At 41.7% G+C, this 16,119-nt stretch carries 14 protein-coding genes; 9 read left to right on the forward strand and 5 right to left on the reverse strand.

Going from position 1 to position 16,119, the window contains the following annotated elements:
- The first annotated feature begins 79 nt into the window (after positions 1-79).
- The gene (gene mscL / locus ACTJIX_RS02305) at positions 80-517 is read left to right on the forward strand and encodes a large conductance mechanosensitive channel protein MscL (RefSeq protein WP_004891580.1); all 438 of its coding nucleotides are present in this window, start codon (positions 80-82) and stop codon (positions 515-517) included.
- Positions 518-631: 114 nt separating this feature from the next.
- Here the strand turns inward: mscL and ACTJIX_RS02310 are convergent, their stop codons facing one another.
- Complete coding sequence (locus ACTJIX_RS02310) at positions 632-916, reverse strand: peptidylprolyl isomerase (RefSeq protein ID WP_004891582.1); 285 nt, start codon at positions 914-916, stop codon at positions 632-634.
- Positions 916-1,773 (reverse strand): bifunctional DNA-formamidopyrimidine glycosylase/DNA-(apurinic or apyrimidinic site) lyase, encoded by an 858-nt coding sequence (gene mutM, locus ACTJIX_RS02315; protein ID WP_004891585.1) that lies wholly within the window; start codon positions 1,771-1,773, stop codon positions 916-918. Before mutM ends, ACTJIX_RS02310 begins: the two co-directional genes overlap by 1 nt.
- 381 nt (positions 1,774-2,154) lie before the next feature.
- Here mutM and ACTJIX_RS02320 point away from each other — a divergent pair, with 381 nt between their 5' ends.
- The 3 genes from ACTJIX_RS02320 (at position 2,155) to ACTJIX_RS02330 (ending at position 5,650) form a co-directional block, all read left to right on the forward strand.
- The gene (locus tag ACTJIX_RS02320) at positions 2,155-3,417 is read left to right on the forward strand and encodes a carbohydrate porin (protein ID WP_004891588.1); all 1,263 of its coding nucleotides are present in this window, start codon (positions 2,155-2,157) and stop codon (positions 3,415-3,417) included.
- Between the two features lie 91 nt (positions 3,418-3,508).
- The gene (locus ACTJIX_RS02325) at positions 3,509-4,633 is read left to right on the forward strand and encodes an NADH:flavin oxidoreductase/NADH oxidase (protein WP_262467874.1); all 1,125 of its coding nucleotides are present in this window, start codon (positions 3,509-3,511) and stop codon (positions 4,631-4,633) included.
- 81 nt (positions 4,634-4,714) lie between these two features.
- Complete coding sequence (locus tag ACTJIX_RS02330) at positions 4,715-5,650, forward strand: AEC family transporter (RefSeq protein ID WP_262467875.1); 936 nt, start codon at positions 4,715-4,717, stop codon at positions 5,648-5,650.
- A gap of 47 nt (positions 5,651-5,697) precedes the next feature.
- Here ACTJIX_RS02330 and ACTJIX_RS02335 read toward each other — a convergent pair whose 3' ends face one another.
- Complete coding sequence (locus ACTJIX_RS02335) at positions 5,698-6,516, reverse strand: tetratricopeptide repeat protein (protein WP_004891596.1); 819 nt, start codon at positions 6,514-6,516, stop codon at positions 5,698-5,700.
- A 227-nt stretch (positions 6,517-6,743) separates the two neighbouring features.
- Between ACTJIX_RS02335 and ACTJIX_RS02340 the strand changes: the two genes are divergently transcribed.
- A complete protein-coding gene (locus ACTJIX_RS02340) occupies positions 6,744-6,995 on the forward strand; it encodes a hypothetical protein (RefSeq protein ID WP_004814532.1) in 252 nt (83 codons plus the stop codon).
- 43 nt (positions 6,996-7,038) lie between these two features.
- Here the strand turns inward: ACTJIX_RS02340 and ygfZ are convergent, their stop codons facing one another.
- Complete coding sequence (gene ygfZ, locus ACTJIX_RS02345) at positions 7,039-7,764, reverse strand: CAF17-like 4Fe-4S cluster assembly/insertion protein YgfZ (RefSeq protein WP_004891599.1); 726 nt, start codon at positions 7,762-7,764, stop codon at positions 7,039-7,041.
- Positions 7,765-7,880: 116 nt separating this feature from the next.
- Positions 7,881-10,019, reverse strand: coding sequence for a multicopper oxidase family protein (locus ACTJIX_RS02350; RefSeq protein ID WP_262467876.1), 2,139 nt, complete (start codon positions 10,017-10,019; stop codon positions 7,881-7,883).
- 783 nt (positions 10,020-10,802) lie between these two features.
- On the opposite strand from ACTJIX_RS02350, the gene acnD reads away from it, so the two are divergent.
- The 4 genes from acnD (at position 10,803) to ACTJIX_RS02370 (ending at position 15,948) form a co-directional block, all read left to right on the forward strand.
- A complete protein-coding gene (gene acnD, locus ACTJIX_RS02355; RefSeq protein WP_440611127.1) occupies positions 10,803-13,406 on the forward strand; it encodes a Fe/S-dependent 2-methylisocitrate dehydratase AcnD in 2,604 nt (867 codons plus the stop codon).
- Positions 13,407-13,555: 149 nt separating this feature from the next.
- Entirely contained in the window at positions 13,556-14,986 is a 1,431-nt protein-coding gene (locus ACTJIX_RS02360; RefSeq protein WP_440611128.1) for a hypothetical protein, read from the forward strand.
- A 114-nt stretch (positions 14,987-15,100) separates the two neighbouring features.
- On the forward strand, positions 15,101-15,244 hold the full coding sequence (locus ACTJIX_RS02365) for a zinc ribbon-containing protein (protein ID WP_004814545.1): 144 nt from the start codon (positions 15,101-15,103) through the stop codon (positions 15,242-15,244).
- A 125-nt stretch (positions 15,245-15,369) separates the two neighbouring features.
- On the forward strand, positions 15,370-15,948 hold the full coding sequence (locus ACTJIX_RS02370) for a DUF4126 domain-containing protein (RefSeq protein ID WP_440611129.1): 579 nt from the start codon (positions 15,370-15,372) through the stop codon (positions 15,946-15,948).
- Positions 15,949-16,119 lie beyond the last annotated feature (171 nt).

Consider the following 16,119-nt stretch of genomic DNA (forward strand, 5'->3'; position numbering starts at 1 on the left):
AATTAGGCTTAAATAGAAATATCTAACTCCTGTATAATCTATCGCAAAATTGAAAATTGTATAAGAAACAGGTGACTTTATGAGTATTATTCAAGAATTTAAGGAATTTGCGGTTAAGGGCAATGTCATGGATCTCGCAGTCGGTGTGATCATTGGTGGCGCCTTCGGTAAGATTATTGACTCGATGGTAAAAGATGTCATCATGCCTTTAGTGAGCTGGGTTCTAGGTGGTGATGTCGACTATTCCAACTGGTTTGTTGTATTAGGAGATAATCCAAACAATATAAGCAATCTGGCTGCTGCACAGGCAGCGGGTCTGAATGTCCTTGCTTATGGTAATTTCCTGACGATTTTAATTAACTTCCTGTTATTGGCATGGGTCGTATTCTGGTTAGTGAAACTAATGAACAAACTGCGTCGTAAACAAGAGGTAGACCCAGAGCCAGCAGCAACACCGGAAGATGTTGCATTATTACGTGAAATTCGTGATGAGTTAAAAAAACGACCTGAAGCTTAAGCTTTCTTGATAAAAAAACGGCGCTTAAGGTGCCGTTTTTTTATTTAATTCCTTCCAACCTCTTTCCTAAAGGGAGGAGAAGTTCCCCTTTACTTATAGAGGGATTTAGGAGGATTAAAAATCCATTCGGAACTTGATTTCTAGCAAATGAAAACCAAACTGACTTTTCACTGGTCCATGTAAAACACGTTCGGCAGCAGTAAAAACCAGTTTATCAATCACTGGGACCAGCTGACCTTTTTTCACTTCACCCAGTTCACCACCACGTTTAGCTGAATTACAGGTCGAATATTGTTTAGCGATCTTGGCAAAATCTGCACCTGCTAGAATCTTTTTCTTGAGCTGTTCGGCAGTTTCTTTATCTTTGACCAGAATATGACGGACGATTGCAGTCTTCATTAGTTTTTACCTCGTACAGCTGCTGCACGTTTGCTAGAAAGCTTTACCTTTTTTAGCGGCTGGCATTCAGGACAGTAGACAGATGCACGCTGTCCCAACTTCATGTTTTCCAGCGTGGTTTCGCAGTTCACGCACATTTCCCCGGCACGGCCATAAGCCAGCAGTGTTTGTTGGAAATAGCCATTTTCTCCCATGGCATTGGTATAGTCGCGTAAGGTTGAGCCACCCAGATCAATCGCCTGTTTTAAAATGCGCTTAATTTCAATGACCAGCTTTTCAATCTGCTCAAAACTCAATGTAGAGGCAGGTTGTGCAGGATGAATGCCCATATTGAATAGGCTTTCGGTTGCATAAATATTGCCTACACCCACGACAACATGGTTATCCATAATTGCAACTTTGGTGCCAACATTTTTATTTTTTAATTTTTCAAATAGATATTCAGCATTAAAACTATCACTGAGTGGCTCTGGCCCAAGTGTATCAATCAGCTTGCTTTGAGACTGTGCATCTAACCACAGGATGCAGCCGAAACGGCGTGGGTCATGATAGCGCAGCTGGATATCTTCAAACTGAATAATCAGATGATCATGCTTACGCAATTCTTCACTGGCTTCACATAAGCGAAAACTGCCTGACATGCCTAAATGCCATAGCATCGTATCCTGTTCAAATTGCGCCAGAATGTATTTGGAACGACGTGTCAGTTGAATCAGGCGTTGTCCTTGCAGACGAGCAATATCCTCAGGAATCGGCCAACGTAAACTAGGCTGACGCACTTCAACTTTTAGCACTTGCTGATTAAGAAGGGGAAGGAGGCTGGTTTTGGTGGTTTCAACTTCTGGTAATTCAGGCATAACATTTAGCAGCTAATATCATGAGGCTAATATTGGGCGTTTTATAGTTGAATGCAAGTCCTGTTTAAAAGAGAACTGAAAACTGAAGATGGAAATTTATTTTAACAATTGTTTAAAAAATAAACTTTAATATCAGGTGTGTTTTTACTGTTAGGTTTAAAGAGAAACAGATTTTAGACCTTGTTAATTAATTAAATACCTGAAAAATATACATTATATAAATTAGATTTTATATAAAATATTATTTCTTATAACTTAAAGTTTTACCAATAATAAAAAAAATGCTGTGTATTTAAGTGAAAAGTTATGTAACGTTCTGTATCAAGTCATACAGGGCAAGTCTCATGCTGCCTTTACTCTCTCCGTATGTTTAGGTTTTATATGAAAAAGTTAAGTCTCGCTTTACTGCCATTCATGGTAGCCATGACTTCAGCTCAAGCTGAATCTGCATTTGATCCTCAGGGGCAGTACCTGTTAGGGGACTGGGATGGCAAGCGTACAGAACTTGCCCAGCAAGGTATCAAGTTTGAGGCAAATATACTGACAGATACAGCTTATCTGGCAGAGGGTGGCCGTAATGAAGGAGCAGATCCATTAACTTCTGCACAGTTATGGTTAGGTACCCAGTTAGATATGGAAAAACTGGCAGGCTGGGATGGGGTGACTGTTCGTGCAGTAGCTACCGCACGTCAAGGCCAAAGTACTTCAGTGCGTGATTTACAAGGAAATGCGCCTCACATGGCCAATGTTCAAGGTACTTTTGGTCGTGGTAACCAGGACAGCCGTTTAAGCGAACTGTCAATTGAGAAGACCTTCCAAGACCAAGGATTGAGTATTAAAGCAGGTCGTTTAGGTCTGGGTATGGACTTTAATGTCATGGCTTGTGATTTTGCCAGTACAGCATTCTGCGCTGCACAGATGGGTAAATGGCAGGGTAATATCTGGATGAATACCCCAGTATCTCAATGGGGGGCACGCGTTAAACAACAGTTAAATCCTGAAGTTGCAGTTCAAGTGGGTGTTTATGAATTTAACCCGGACAATGGTAATGGCAAGGCTGAAGGTCAAGGCTGGAGTCTGGATACCGATCATGCGGATGGCGTAACCATTCCGGCAGAGGTGGTCTGGACTCCAAAATCACTCATCAATGGCTTGCCAGGCAGTTACCGTGTTGGTGGTATGTATAACACGGCTGATGATATTGCTAACCAAAAAGACATCGCAACAGGTGAAGGAAAAAACCGTACCTTTGCAGGGTGGTTAGCAATAGAGCAACAGTTAACATCGACAGGTAGTGGCCGTCAGGGTTTACATTCATTTGCCAATTTTACCTGGCATGACCGTGATACCAATAAAGTGGATAATTCACAACAAATTGGTGTGAAATATATTGGTTTAGTGGATAGCCAGCCAAATGACATTTTAGGTCTGGCAGTGAATCGTGTGCATGTGAATGACCGTTTTGCAGATTCACGTCCATCATTTGATGCTAGCGCTGAATACAATATCGAACTCAACTACAGCTATAACGCAACAAAGTGGTTAATGCTACGTCCAAACCTGCAATATGTAATAAATCCAGGGTCTAGCAATCAAGTAGACAATGCATTAGTACTAGGGTTAACTACACGAGTGATCTTCTAAAGTTGGATTGTTCACGCTATAACTAAACAGGCTCTTGGGAGCCTGTTTTTATTTTGAATATCAATCAGCCGATAAGAAGAGGAAACACCGCGTGACATTACTATTTCAGCCCGTGCAATTTGGATCATTGCAACTTGATAACAAAATCGTAATCGCTCCGATGTGCCAGTACTCTGCAACAGAGCAGGGTGAAATCACCTATTGGCATGAGCAGCAATGGGCCAATTATGCTTTGTCTGGTGCCGGTTTATGTATTGTGGAAGCGACTGCGGTACAGCCACAAGGCCGGATTAGCTATGCAGATCTGGGATTGTGGAATGATAGCCAGACAGCACAGATCAAAACCTTACTGGAGAAGGTGCGATCTCTTTCGCCAATGCCTTTTGCAATTCAGCTGGCACATGCTGGGCGTAAAGCCTCCACAGATAAACCCTGGGAAGGCAAGGGGCAAATTGCACCAGATCAGCCTTTGGGCTGGCAGACTGTCTCTGCCAGTGATATTCCTTTTCAGGCACATGAGCACCCACCAAAAGCCTTAAGTCTTGAGGAAATCCAACAAGTAATTCAGGACTTTGCTGCCAGTGCCAAGCGAGCGGTTGAAGCAGGCTTTGAGCTGATTGAGCTTCATGCTGCGCATGGCTATTTGCTGCATCAATTTATGTCACCTCTGTCGAATCAGCGCCAGGATCAATATGGCGGTTCATTTGAAAACCGAATTCGTCTGACTTTAGAGGTCTTTAAAGCGATGAAAGATGCGGTTCCTGAAGGCTATCCGATTGGCGTGCGTATTTCCGCTACCGACTGGATGAAAGAGGTTGAAAGCTGGAACATTGAGGCTGCTGTTGAACTTTCTAAAGCGCTGGAAGCATCGGGAGCTGTTTATATCCACGTTTCGAGTGCAGGTTTACATGTAGACCAGAAAATTGATGTGCATCCGAATTATCAGGTTCCTTTTGCAGAAGCGATTAAAAAGGCGGTCAATGTTCCAGTGATTGCGGTCGGTTTGATTACGGAAGCGATGCAGGCAGAAGGAATTCTGCAATATGGACAGGCAGATGCTATCGCGCTTGCGCGTGGCATTTTGTATGATCCACGCTGGCCATGGCATGCAGCTGCGACACTCGGTGAAACCGTAGAGGTGACGCCTCAGTATTTGCGTTGCCAGCCACATGGTTTGCGAGATCTGCTTAAGCCTTTCTCTTCAGCGGACAAATAAAACTGCTTGTTAAATGAGTGGAAGTTAATCGTTCAGGGATGAACATATTAAGGAACAATGCAGTAAAACTGCAGAAAATTAATGTTATTTACTATTCTATTTCCAATTTGTGCCGTCGTATTTTTAGGTTATATTGCTGCACGAACCCAATTTATCCCCCCCTCGCTGATTACGGCGATGAGCCAGTTTGTAATGAAGATTTCCTTGCCAGCTTTTCTGTTACAAGCCTTGGCAAGTAAACATCTCAGCGATATCTGGAGTCCACAGTATTTTATTGCCTATGCAGGCGGTTCTTTGCTGCTCTATGGCGTAGTATTTTTCTGCTGCCGCTATTTCTTCAAGGTTTCTCTCACTGAGTCCGGTGTGCTGGCCATGGGTGGTTCCATGTCCAATACCGGGTTTATCGGCACGGCGATACTGACCTTATTGATTGGTTCACATTCAGCAATTTATCTTTCATTGACTCTTATTGTAGAAAATCTGCTGATCGTGACCTTGATGCTGATTCTGGCTGAACGGGGTCTGCAGGCTTCCGGTACAGCTGGTAAAAGTATATTGACTGGAACATTGCTACGGATCTTGAAAAATCCGGTGATTCTTTCGATTATGCTGGGTATTTTGTGCATAGTTCTAGATATTCAACTACCAGAATTACTTAGCTCTACCTTAAAAATGTTAGGGCAAACCGCATCGCCACTGGCCTTGTTTGTAATTGGCGGTAGCCTGATTGGCATGAATCTCAGCTCACTGACGGCCTTTAGCTGGTTCCTGACAGCCATGAAAGTCATCGTCATGCCATTGCTGATTTTCAGTTTATTATCGGCCTTCGATGTCAGTCGTGAGATGCTTTTTATCGGCACATTGCTGGCGGCATTGCCAATGCCAATCGCTTTTGGGATTTTTGCCCAGCATTATGGAGTACAGGACAAAGCTTTACCGCCATTGGTACTCAGTACCTTAATGGGCTTTATTGTGGTGGCAGTCATCCTGACTCAGTCTGGCTATTATCTCAGTTAAACATTCCAATCAAAAAGCCCCGAATCAGGGGCTTTTTATATCTTAGGTTAGCTTTTCTTTTGCGCCGTTGGTTGGGCTGGTTTCTTGCTTTGTTCAGCAATCATTTTCTCTACTGCCGCCAGAGACTCTTTGGCCTGTGGAATATTTTCCTGAGCCAAGGCACTAAAGATTTTCTTTGCTTCAGGCAGGTTTTGCGGCACGATATTACCATTGGCAAACATGTTAGCGACTGCCATCAGGGCAGGGATATAGCCTTTCTTGGCCAGCTCCTGAATCGAGCTTAAACCTTGCTGAATCGGTTTTTCATCTTTATTTTTAAAGCCCAGGCTGATGTCATACAGGGCTTTGGCATGAATCGCCTGGAAATTATCTTTTTTAATCAGTGGTTGAAGTTTTTTCAGTGCTTGCTGATCAGAAGCAGGTTTTCCTTCAGCAAAAAGTAACACTGCCAGATCCACAGTAGCATCATCAAAACCGGCACTGGATGCGCGTTCCAGATATTGTTTAGCTTTGTTCAGATCCTGTTTCAGCCCCATTGTACCGCCTGCATAATTTTTACCGAGGACATAGTTGGCAACCGGGTAGCCTTTGCTTGCTGACTGTTCATACAGTTGTACCGCTTTTTTCTCATTCTTTGCGGTGCCCTGACCAGTCTGGGTTAAATAGCCTAAGTTATACAGTGCTTGAGCATTCCCTTTCTGTGCTAACTCATTCAGTAAAGTGTGAGCACCCTTAAAGTCATTGGCTTTGACTAGGGCTTCAACCTTGGCAAATTGAGGATCAACTGCTTCAGCTTTGGTATTTGCATTGGCAAGTGCATATTGAGATGAAACTGCGAGCATCGCAGCAAATATTATTTTTTTCATGGTTCCTGAACCTTGTTGTATTCAACACCTGATTCCGTGGTGTTTTTTAAATTATTACAGCTACATCATAAAATGATTTTATACTTTGTAAATATCCTAATTGTCACGAAATAAAAATATAATGGAGAGTGATGAAGAGAAGATGAAGACTATTTTTACCACAAAACTTTGAAATTCTATGAATCTCTGATTAAATCCGCGTTTGAGCCATGAAGTAGGGTGAAACAATGTTTATTAAAGGCATTAAACGTGCATATGATCAAATCAGTAAGGATGACAGTATCGCTGATGAGGATAAATTTGATGCATTACTCATGCGATTGGGTCAAAACTTTTTAGTCAGCAATGAAGACCGTGTATATATTTTTGAGCATGAAGGTAAAACTGCACGCTTCGATGCGAAACATGCACGCGCTTTTCATTTTAAAGATTATGTGATTAAAGACATGAACAAATTGTTCCATGATTTTAATCTTTAAAAAAAATCCTCCATATTAGGAGGATTTTTTTAAGGCGGTCTTCTTATTGTGGACGAGCCACGTCACCACTGAGTGCTTCAGGCAGGTCGAGTACAGTCAAACCTAATTCAAGAAGTGCTTCCGGTTTGGCAACCACGAGTGCTTTAAAGCCGCCATCAATATTGACACTGTTTACGACTTCTACATCATTATTCAGTTTGCTTGCGATAGCAGGTGCTTCACCTGTACCTTGGACCAGATGCAACCAGTGTTTCGGTTTGGCTTTGAACCATAAACGGGCAATGACTTCCTGACCGAGGTAACACCCCTTGTCATAGTGGATGCCTTCACGCTGATGCAGGCGCAGTTCTTGTGGCTGGAATTGTTCTGCGGTTGCTGCCTGAATCCATGCCTGACCTGATTCAATTGCATTCATTTCCCAAGCTTGAGTATCCGTTGCTTCAGGACTAAATTCGCTATGAATACCTACAGTAACTGGATAAGCTGAACCTACTTCTTCTAACTTCATTTTGGAGAAAGCGCCAAACTTGCGGATGTGCTTGGCAAAGTTTTCGGCCTGATCAGCAGTCACAACAATTTCAAAGCTTTCAGCATTAATTTTTTTCAGCCATAAACCAAATAGAATGCGTCCTTTTAAACTACAGATTGCGGTATAGCGCGTCTGGTTTTCAGCCAAGGCTTCAGTATTTAAAGTCACTTGACCTTGCAGGAATTTTTGCGCATCTACTCCATTCAGCGTAAATAAGGTAAAAGCAGGAGATGTTGCCATGATCAGCCTCAGTTTGAATACTAAAAATCAATCAAGCTATTGTGCAGCAAGCATTATCTCTAGGCAAATAAAAAAGCCCGCAATATCAGATGCAGGCTTTTAATTAAAAGCGAGAGTTAATGATGATGGTCATGTGAACCAGGTAAATCGGCATTACAGTCAAATTTGCCGCCACAGATTCGTACATATTCCATCATGCCCTGATCTTCATGATCGAGAATATGACAATGCTGTACAAAGTCACCTTCGAATTTCTTGTAATGACTTCGAACAATCACTTCATATCCCGGTTTAACAAAAATGGTATCCTTGAATTGTCCTTTTAAACCTCGGTACTGGACATCATCCAGCTCATTGGGCGTGGTTGCAGGTTCAGATATTGCTTCACTTACATCCTTTTTATCCGGGTTTAAAATTTTAACAATCTGGAACGGATTGACATGGATATGGAAAGGATGTCCCAAGTTTGCGCTGGTCAGTACCCATTCATCGACTTTACCTATTTCTAGTTTGCGCACATATTTGCCATTGACCACACTTTCTCCAGTGAAGGTTTCTCCAAAACTATAGATGCCTGGATGATCAGCATAACGATAACCGAATTTACCATTTGGACCAAAAGAGGCATCAAAAGTAGAGCGTTGTTGTGGTCGGTCTTGAATCAGGTTATCTATTTCTCTGGTCATCAATGAGGGATGATCAGTAAAGGCAGACAGATTAAGTTGCGCTAATTGCGCCTGAATCTCCTTGCTTAAGCCGATTTTCTGTGCCTGATCTTTTAAAAACTGAGCAGCAGTTTGCGCCTTCAATTTGGTGGATTTTACATTTACCCAGCCCAGCAGCTGTGCATTTAGCCCACTGTTAGGAGATAACTGTGGGGTGATTTCACCGGAAGTTCTGGTATTGATTTCATCATCAATATTTAATCTTGAATCAAAGATGCAGTATTTATTGATGGTGGGAAAGCTGAGCATGGCATCGTGACGATAACCTGGTTGGAACACGGAAAGGGTACGGGTCTGAGCCTGGGTCATCGTTAAACCGTCTTGGGCAATCGTGTGAACTGGCAGGCTGGTCAGTTGATCGAAAGCAACTTTTGAGGCGGGAATGAGAATATCCCCCTGATAGGAAAGACAGGCATCCACCGTTTGTTTGGCAGTATATTGACTGGAGCCAGGTAATTCTTTAATGATTAAGCCAATAGTGTCTCGTACCCCTCCATGAATCATACGCCAGCGATTAAATTCATTTTGATTGACCTGAATTTCGCCTAATACTTTGCCATTAATTGAAGTGTAGTAGTTATTTAGCCCCCAAGAGTTGAAGCTATTCAGACCAGCATAGTTTTCCATTGTGCCTATGCCTGCACCTTTACAATCATTGCTGTTTAAAGATTGGCCTTCAGTGTCAGTACAGTCATATTGAATTTGCTGGAAGACCAGGATTTTTTCATTTGCATCATTATGCTTGGCTTTATCTTTCCATAAAATGTCGAGATCACCTGTAGAAGTCACCTTACCATTTTTCACTTTAGGTACCCGGCTTCCTTCCACAATGAGTGGACCAGCCATACCACTAGATACCTGAATTGCGGTCGAGCCATGTAAATGGGCATGGTACCAGTAAGTGCCCGCAGGATGATTGGGTTCAATCTTATATTGATAGTCAAGATTCGCCTGCGGAGCAATTTTCAGAAAGACATTGTCACTATTTCCCTGAGGGCTGACCCAGAAACCATGCGTATGCAGGTTGGTGGTATTAAAACAATGGGGTTCATTCGGGTCGAGAATATTTTCACAGCTTTCAGGTGTTTCATCAGGTAGCTGATTATTTAAATTAATCGACAAGGTTTCACCCTGTTTGACCCGAATCTGCGGACCAACCAGTTCATCTATAATTCCGGTTTCACGTGCTTCCTGCCTGTTCAATAAACTGGCTTTAGTCAAGTAACCCCGAACCAGTAATTGATCCCATTGCAATTGCCTCGGGTTATAAATCTTATTGGTTTTATATGCAGCAACCAGTTCGTATTTGCCTTTAGCACCTTTCTGCAGCAAGGGTGGATTATTTATGAGTGACTCCGATTTACCAGAGGCGGGAGAGGAAGGGGGAGAAGGATGATCCGGTTTAGTGGGGTGGGTAGGAGTAGGTTTAGTCGGATTGTATGGATCGGAGGGCTTTTTCCCTCCAATCCAGCTGGACGCCAAAACTGCCACTAATACAGTAATGATCCCAATAATGGCGATCTGTAACATGTTATTCACCTTTATTAATTTTTTATGTTGTGTGTTGTTGTTATGAAGTACTTACCGCTTAGATGTACTGAAATGTTTTAAGGGTGAATATCACCAAATTGGGATATACAGATAGATGACAGGAAAAGGTCAAAACTATTCAGATAATAAACTACTAAGAATAAGTATTAAGTTTTTGAATTAATTATGATATTTAAAGTAATTTGCAAGAAATCATCGACTGTAAAAAAATCTTAAAAAAGTTAGGGATTTTAATCTAGCTCACTTGCTTTACAGGTTTCCAGGTATCAAGCGCATATTGTATTTCCCTCAAAATTAAAAAGAGCTAGAAACAAACTTGGAAAATTTTATTGATGCTATGGTTTATTGTCAGGCTAAGGATCTTGCCAAAGATGGAAGAGAGTCAAAAAAATTATCTATTCAATAGTGCTCTTTCTACCCAAAAAACTCAGATCATTTAAAAATCGTCTTTTGCCTTTAAATGAAAAAATAAGACATACCGTTAATCTTAAATAAGTCTATTTTTTGAGCTATAAGTCTATTCTCATACTAAAGAATAAGAAGGATTTGCCCGGTTTTTTTCTAGAAAATAAGGATTTAGAGCCATTATTTTAAAGAATATGTATCCATTTATTTCAAAAACGCTGTTTTTTATATATAAGTTTATGAAATATAAAAGATTTGGGAAATGGCTTTTCCACAGTGTACTATGCCTGCAAAACGATGTGAAACATCTACAACAAGTATGCAGTACAGAAGAACGATTCAAGAGGCAGGTAAGCTATGAACAACAACTACCGTAAACCGCTGCAAGGCACCCAGCTGGAATATTACGACGTGCGTCAGGCCGTTGAAGATATTCAGCCAGGCGCATATGCCAAACTTCCCTATACCTCCAAAGTGCTGGCAGAGCAGTTGGTACGCCGTTGTGATCCTGCCATTCTGGAACAGTCACTGCGTCAGCTAATTGAGCGTAAGCAGGAACATGATTTCCCGTGGTATCCAGCCCGTGTGGTGTGTCATGACATCCTGGGGCAAACGGCACTGGTCGATCTTGCCGGTCTGCGTGATGCGATTGCCGATCAGGGCGGTGACCCCTCCAAAGTTAATCCGGTGGTGCCAACTCAGCTGATTGTCGACCACTCGCTGGCAGTGGAATATGGCGGCTTTGATCCGGATGCATTCGAGAAAAACCGTGCAATTGAAGACCGACGTAACGAAGACCGTTTCCATTTTATTGAATGGACCAAAACGGCTTTTGAAAATGTTGATGTGATTCCAGCCGGTAACGGCATCATGCACCAGATCAATCTGGAGAAAATGTCACCAGTGATTCAGAACCGTGGCGGTGTTGCATTTCCAGACACTTGTGTAGGAACTGACTCGCATACCCCACATACCGATGCATTGGGCGTGATTTCTGTTGGTGTTGGTGGCCTGGAAGCTGAGAACGTGATGCTGGGCCGTGCATCCTGGATGCGTTTGCCAGATATTATCGGCGTAGAGTTGGTTGGACAGCGTCAGCCGGGCATTACCGCAACGGATATCGTTTTGGCCTTAACTGAATTCCTGCGTAAGGAACGTGTGGTTGGCGCTTATCTGGAATTCTTTGGTGAAGGTGCAGACAGCATGTCGGTCGGTGATCGCGCCACGATTTCCAACATGACCCCAGAATACGGCGCAACCGCAGCCATGTTCTATATCGATCAAAATACGATTGATTACCTGACGCTGACTGGTCGTGAATCAGAACAGGTCAAACTGGTTGAAAGCTATGCCAAAGAAATTGGTCTGTGGTCATCGGAAATGACTCAGGCGGAATATCCGCGTGTACTTCGTTTCGACTTATCTACAGTGACCCGTAATATTGCTGGTCCATCGAATCCGCATGCGCGTGTTTCAACTGCTGACCTGAAAGAGAAAGGCATTGCCGGAGTAGTAGAAAACCGTACTGATGGTTTAATGCCAGATGGTGCGATCATCATCGCGGCAATCACTTCATGTACCAATACCTCCAACCCACGTAATACTGTTGCAGCAGGTTTATTGGCACGTAAAGCCAATGAGCTTGGCTTAGTGCGTAAGCCATGGGTGAAATCATCTTTTGCACCGGGGTCTAAAGCAGCTGCGCTGTACTTGGAAGAAGCAGGTGTACTTGAAGATCTGGAAAAACTAGGCTTTGGTATCGTGGCTTATGCCTGCACCACGTGTAACGGCATGTCAGGCGCGCTAGATCCGAAAATTCAGCAAGAAATTATTGACCGTGATTTATACGCGACTGCGGTACTTTCAGGGAACCGTAACTTCGATGGTCGTATTCATCCTTATGCAAAACAGGCTTTCTTGGCATCTCCACCATTAGTCGTGGCTTATGCAATTGCTGGTACGATTCGTTTTGATATCGAAAAAGATGCACTAGGCACAGACAAAGATGGCAACCCGATTTACCTGAAAGACATCTGGCCATCTGATGAAGAAATTGATGCTTTGGTAAAAGAGTCAGTTAAGCCGGAGCAATTTAATAAAGTTTATATCCCGATGTTTGATCTGGGCGAACGTGAGAAGGCAGCAAGCCCGCTGTATGACTGGCGTCCGCAAAGTACTTATATCCGCCGTCCACCATATTGGGAAGGTGCACTGGCTGCACCGCGTACACTCACCAACATGCGTCCACTGGCTATTCTTGGCGATAACATTACCACTGACCATTTATCACCTTCAAATGCAATTGTGCGTGATTCGGCAGCAGGTGAATACTTAGCAAAAATGGGTGTGCCCGAGGAAGACTTTAACTCTTATGCGACGCACCGTGGCGATCACCTGACTGCACAGCGTGCAACCCTAGCGAATCCTAAGTTGTATAACGAAATGGTGGTCCGTTCTGATGGCACCATCAAGCAGGGTTCTAAAGCGCGTGTGGAGCCGGAAGGCGAAGTGATGCGGATGTGGGAAGCAATTGAAACCTACATGAACCGTAAGCAGCCTTTGATCGTGATTGCTGGTAAAGACTACGGTCAGGGTTCGAGTCGTGACTGGGCTGCGAAAGGTGTGCGTCTGGCTGGTGTAGAAGCCATTGTGGCTGAAGGTTTTGAGCGTATTCACCGTACTAACCTGGTGGGTATGGGCGTTCTTCCGCTTGAGTTTAAACCGGGTACAGACCGTAAGACTTTAAAGCTGGATGGTACTGAGCTATATAGCGTAATTGGGAATATTGCACCACGTTCGACTTTGACACTTGTGATTGAGCGCGCAACTGAAGATGGTAAGGAACAGACGATTGAAGTGCCAGTGACCTGTCGTCTGGATACCGAAGAAGAAGTATCTGTGTATGAAGCAGGTGGGGTATTACAGCGCTTTGCACAGGATTTCTTGGAAGGGAATATTTAAAAATCTCCCCTAACCCTAAGCCATATATGGCGCAAGGGAAAGAGGGAGAACTCTCTCCTTTTTAAAGGAGGGTTGGGGTGGATTAAAGTTGTTGAAATCACTTGAAAAAGACACTACTTTAGAGGGAATACTTACTCTTTAATAAGAAAATGGCAAAAAAGAAAATTTTAACAATTGGATTCTCTCTATATGGGAATGATTCTGAATTTTGTGAATTTGATTCTGAAAAATCATTACTGGATTGGGATATAATTCTTTTTCAACCTGATATACATGATTATATTTATCAAAGTGATGAGTCTTACAGAGGTAAACCAAGTCTTTCTGACCATTATTCTTTCAAACTAAAATCAAAAATTGAGCATTGGAAAAGAGAGATAAAATTAGCTATTGATCATGGAAAGATAGTTATAATTTTCTTGGACAAATTACAAGAAGTGTATGTTAACACTGGGGAAAAGAGGTATTCGGGGACTGGAAAAAATAGACAAACTACTACAATGGTAGCTCCTTATAGTAATTATCATATTCTTCCAGTTGAATTAAATATAATAAATACAAATGGTAAAGAAATTAAACTAGCTTCAAAAAAATCAGAATCTATTTCTACTTATTGGAATGAATTTTCTGAAAAATCTTCATATAACATTATTGTAGAAGGACAAGTTATGCCATGTTTACAGACTAAACATGGGGATAAAACTGTTGGATTTATTTTTGAATCACAGGTTTCTAATGGCTTTTTAATTGGTTTACCTAATATTAATTTTTCTGACGAGTCTTTTTTTGAAGAGGATTATGAAGATTGGAGTGAGAAAGGAAAACAATTTTCGTATAACTTTATTAAACAGATAGTGGGATTGGAAAAAGCATTTAAACAAGAAGGAGAGCTAACGGCAGAACCTGATTGGGCTCAAGTTGATATATTTAAATTAAAAGAAGAAGCTGCTTTTAATAGCGAACTATTATTATTAGAAGAAAAACTTAATAAATTAAACGATGATAAAGATAAAATTTTATCTAACATCAATAAATTGAGGAAACTAAGAAGTTTATTGTATGAAAAGGGAAAACCTTTAGAGTTTGCCATACTTGATGCATTAAAAATTCTCGGCTTTTCAGTTACCCAATATGAGGATGCAGATTCCGAGTTTGATGCCGTATTTGAATCTAAAGAGGGTAGACTAATAGGGGAAGTGGAAGGAAAAGATAATAAAGCTATTAATATCGATAAATTGAGACAACTAGCTCTGAATATCCATGAAGATTTACAAAGAGATGAAGTCTCAGAGCCTGCAAAGTCTGTTTTATTTGGAAATGCTTATCGACTTTTACAATTAGATGAGAGGCCAAATCCATTTACCGATAAATGTATATCTGCTGCTTCAGTAAGCTCAACCGCTTTAGTTTTTACACCTGATCTTTTTAACGTTGCTAAATATCTCAGAGATAATAAAGATGCAAAATTTGCAATAGGATGTAGGAAAGCAATTTTAAAATCAGTAGGAAGAGTCATTTTTCCTGAAATACCCACCTCGAAAGAAGTTAATAAATTCATACAACATTTAAAGAATGAATAAAGAGTTTTATAACTTCGCCCAAATGCCACCATCATTTACAAAAATGGACAATAGACATTCATCACTAGAGGGTTATACTAGTTTCACCATTTTCTAAAACAACGGAGAACAAAGATGGTTATTGCTGGCTCTAAACCGGGAACAGGTTTCTATTTTTGTGTTCAATGCGGACATCGCGTTTACTTAGAAATTGGTACAGACCGCTTACCACCGTGTACCAAATGCCAAGGCACCCAATATAACGATAAGGTTGCCTAAGCTACAGCAAAAAATAAAACAGAAAAACCTGTTTTAAATAAAAGCCCTATTACCCCATAGGGCTTTTTGCTATTTTAGGTTTATAAAAAAATCACAAATCGCCACAAACAGGTTTGGAGTGCAGTATGGAAACGATCCTAGGTTTATGTATTGGTATTGGACTCAGTGCAGCGTGTGGCTTCCGTATATTCGCACCTTTGCTGGTCATGAGTATCGCTTGTAATCTGAACTGGTTTGAACCGATCCAGGGCTTCGGCTGGCTGGCTTTACCCTCGGTTTGTTTGACACTGAGCATCGCGACCTTATGTGAAATCATCGCTTACTATATTCCCTGGGTGGATAATATCCTTGATATTATTGCTACCCCCGCAGCTGTCATTGCTGGAACCGTATCTACGATGGCAGTAAGTAGTGGGGAAATGTCGCAGTTTATAGCTTGGGCAACCGCATTAATTGTAGGTGGAGGCACCGCCGGAGCAGTACAATTTGGTACGGTGGCTTTGCGAGGTTTATCAACTACCACCACCGGTGGAGTAGGAAATCCGGTCATTTCTACGGGGGAGTGGGTCAGTGCGATCTTGATTTCAATTTTATCCTTCTTGGCACCTGTAATGCTGGTGATAGTATTAATTATTGCTGCCATCTGGTTTGTACGCTGGTTTAAACAGATCAAGAAAAAAAAAGCTGATCCTGGTATAGCATAAATCCTCTAAGTCACTGTTTTATAAATCTAAAACTAAATAGTAAGTTCATGTGAAAGGACTAAAAAAACTCTAAAAAGTGATTGATTTTTATTCATTAAAGGCATAATTTTAGTATGGGATTAATAAATACATACTTTTATTATGGTTTTAATCCCTACCTTTATAAAAAAG

The sequence above is a fragment of the Acinetobacter sp. 22323 genome (assembly GCF_052044895.1).
Lineage (GTDB): Bacteria > Pseudomonadota > Gammaproteobacteria > Pseudomonadales > Moraxellaceae > Acinetobacter > Acinetobacter schindleri.

Excerpts from the sequence above, each read along its gene's own strand:
- ACTJIX_RS02330 (WP_262467875.1), top strand. The coding sequence starts at position 4,715 with ATGTTATTTACTATTCTATTTCCAATTTGTGCCGTCGTATTTTTAGGT.
- ACTJIX_RS02350 (WP_262467876.1), bottom strand. The coding sequence starts at position 10,019 with ATGTTACAGATCGCCATTATTGGGATCATTACTGTATTAGTGGCAGTT.
- mutM (WP_004891585.1), bottom strand. The coding sequence starts at position 1,773 with ATGCCTGAATTACCAGAAGTTGAAACCACCAAAACCAGCCTCCTTCCC.
- ACTJIX_RS02335 (WP_004891596.1), bottom strand. The coding sequence starts at position 6,516 with ATGAAAAAAATAATATTTGCTGCGATGCTCGCAGTTTCATCTCAATAT.
- mscL (WP_004891580.1), top strand. The coding sequence starts at position 80 with ATGAGTATTATTCAAGAATTTAAGGAATTTGCGGTTAAGGGCAATGTC.
- acnD (WP_440611127.1), top strand. The coding sequence starts at position 10,803 with ATGAACAACAACTACCGTAAACCGCTGCAAGGCACCCAGCTGGAATAT.
- ACTJIX_RS02320 (WP_004891588.1), top strand. The coding sequence starts at position 2,155 with ATGAAAAAGTTAAGTCTCGCTTTACTGCCATTCATGGTAGCCATGACT.
- ACTJIX_RS02365 (WP_004814545.1), top strand. The coding sequence starts at position 15,101 with ATGGTTATTGCTGGCTCTAAACCGGGAACAGGTTTCTATTTTTGTGTT.
- ACTJIX_RS02340 (WP_004814532.1), top strand. The coding sequence starts at position 6,744 with ATGTTTATTAAAGGCATTAAACGTGCATATGATCAAATCAGTAAGGAT.
- ygfZ (WP_004891599.1), bottom strand. The coding sequence starts at position 7,764 with ATGGCAACATCTCCTGCTTTTACCTTATTTACGCTGAATGGAGTAGAT.
- ACTJIX_RS02360 (WP_440611128.1), top strand. The coding sequence starts at position 13,556 with ATGGCAAAAAAGAAAATTTTAACAATTGGATTCTCTCTATATGGGAAT.
- ACTJIX_RS02310 (WP_004891582.1), bottom strand. The coding sequence starts at position 916 with ATGAAGACTGCAATCGTCCGTCATATTCTGGTCAAAGATAAAGAAACT.
- ACTJIX_RS02370 (WP_440611129.1), top strand. The coding sequence starts at position 15,370 with ATGGAAACGATCCTAGGTTTATGTATTGGTATTGGACTCAGTGCAGCG.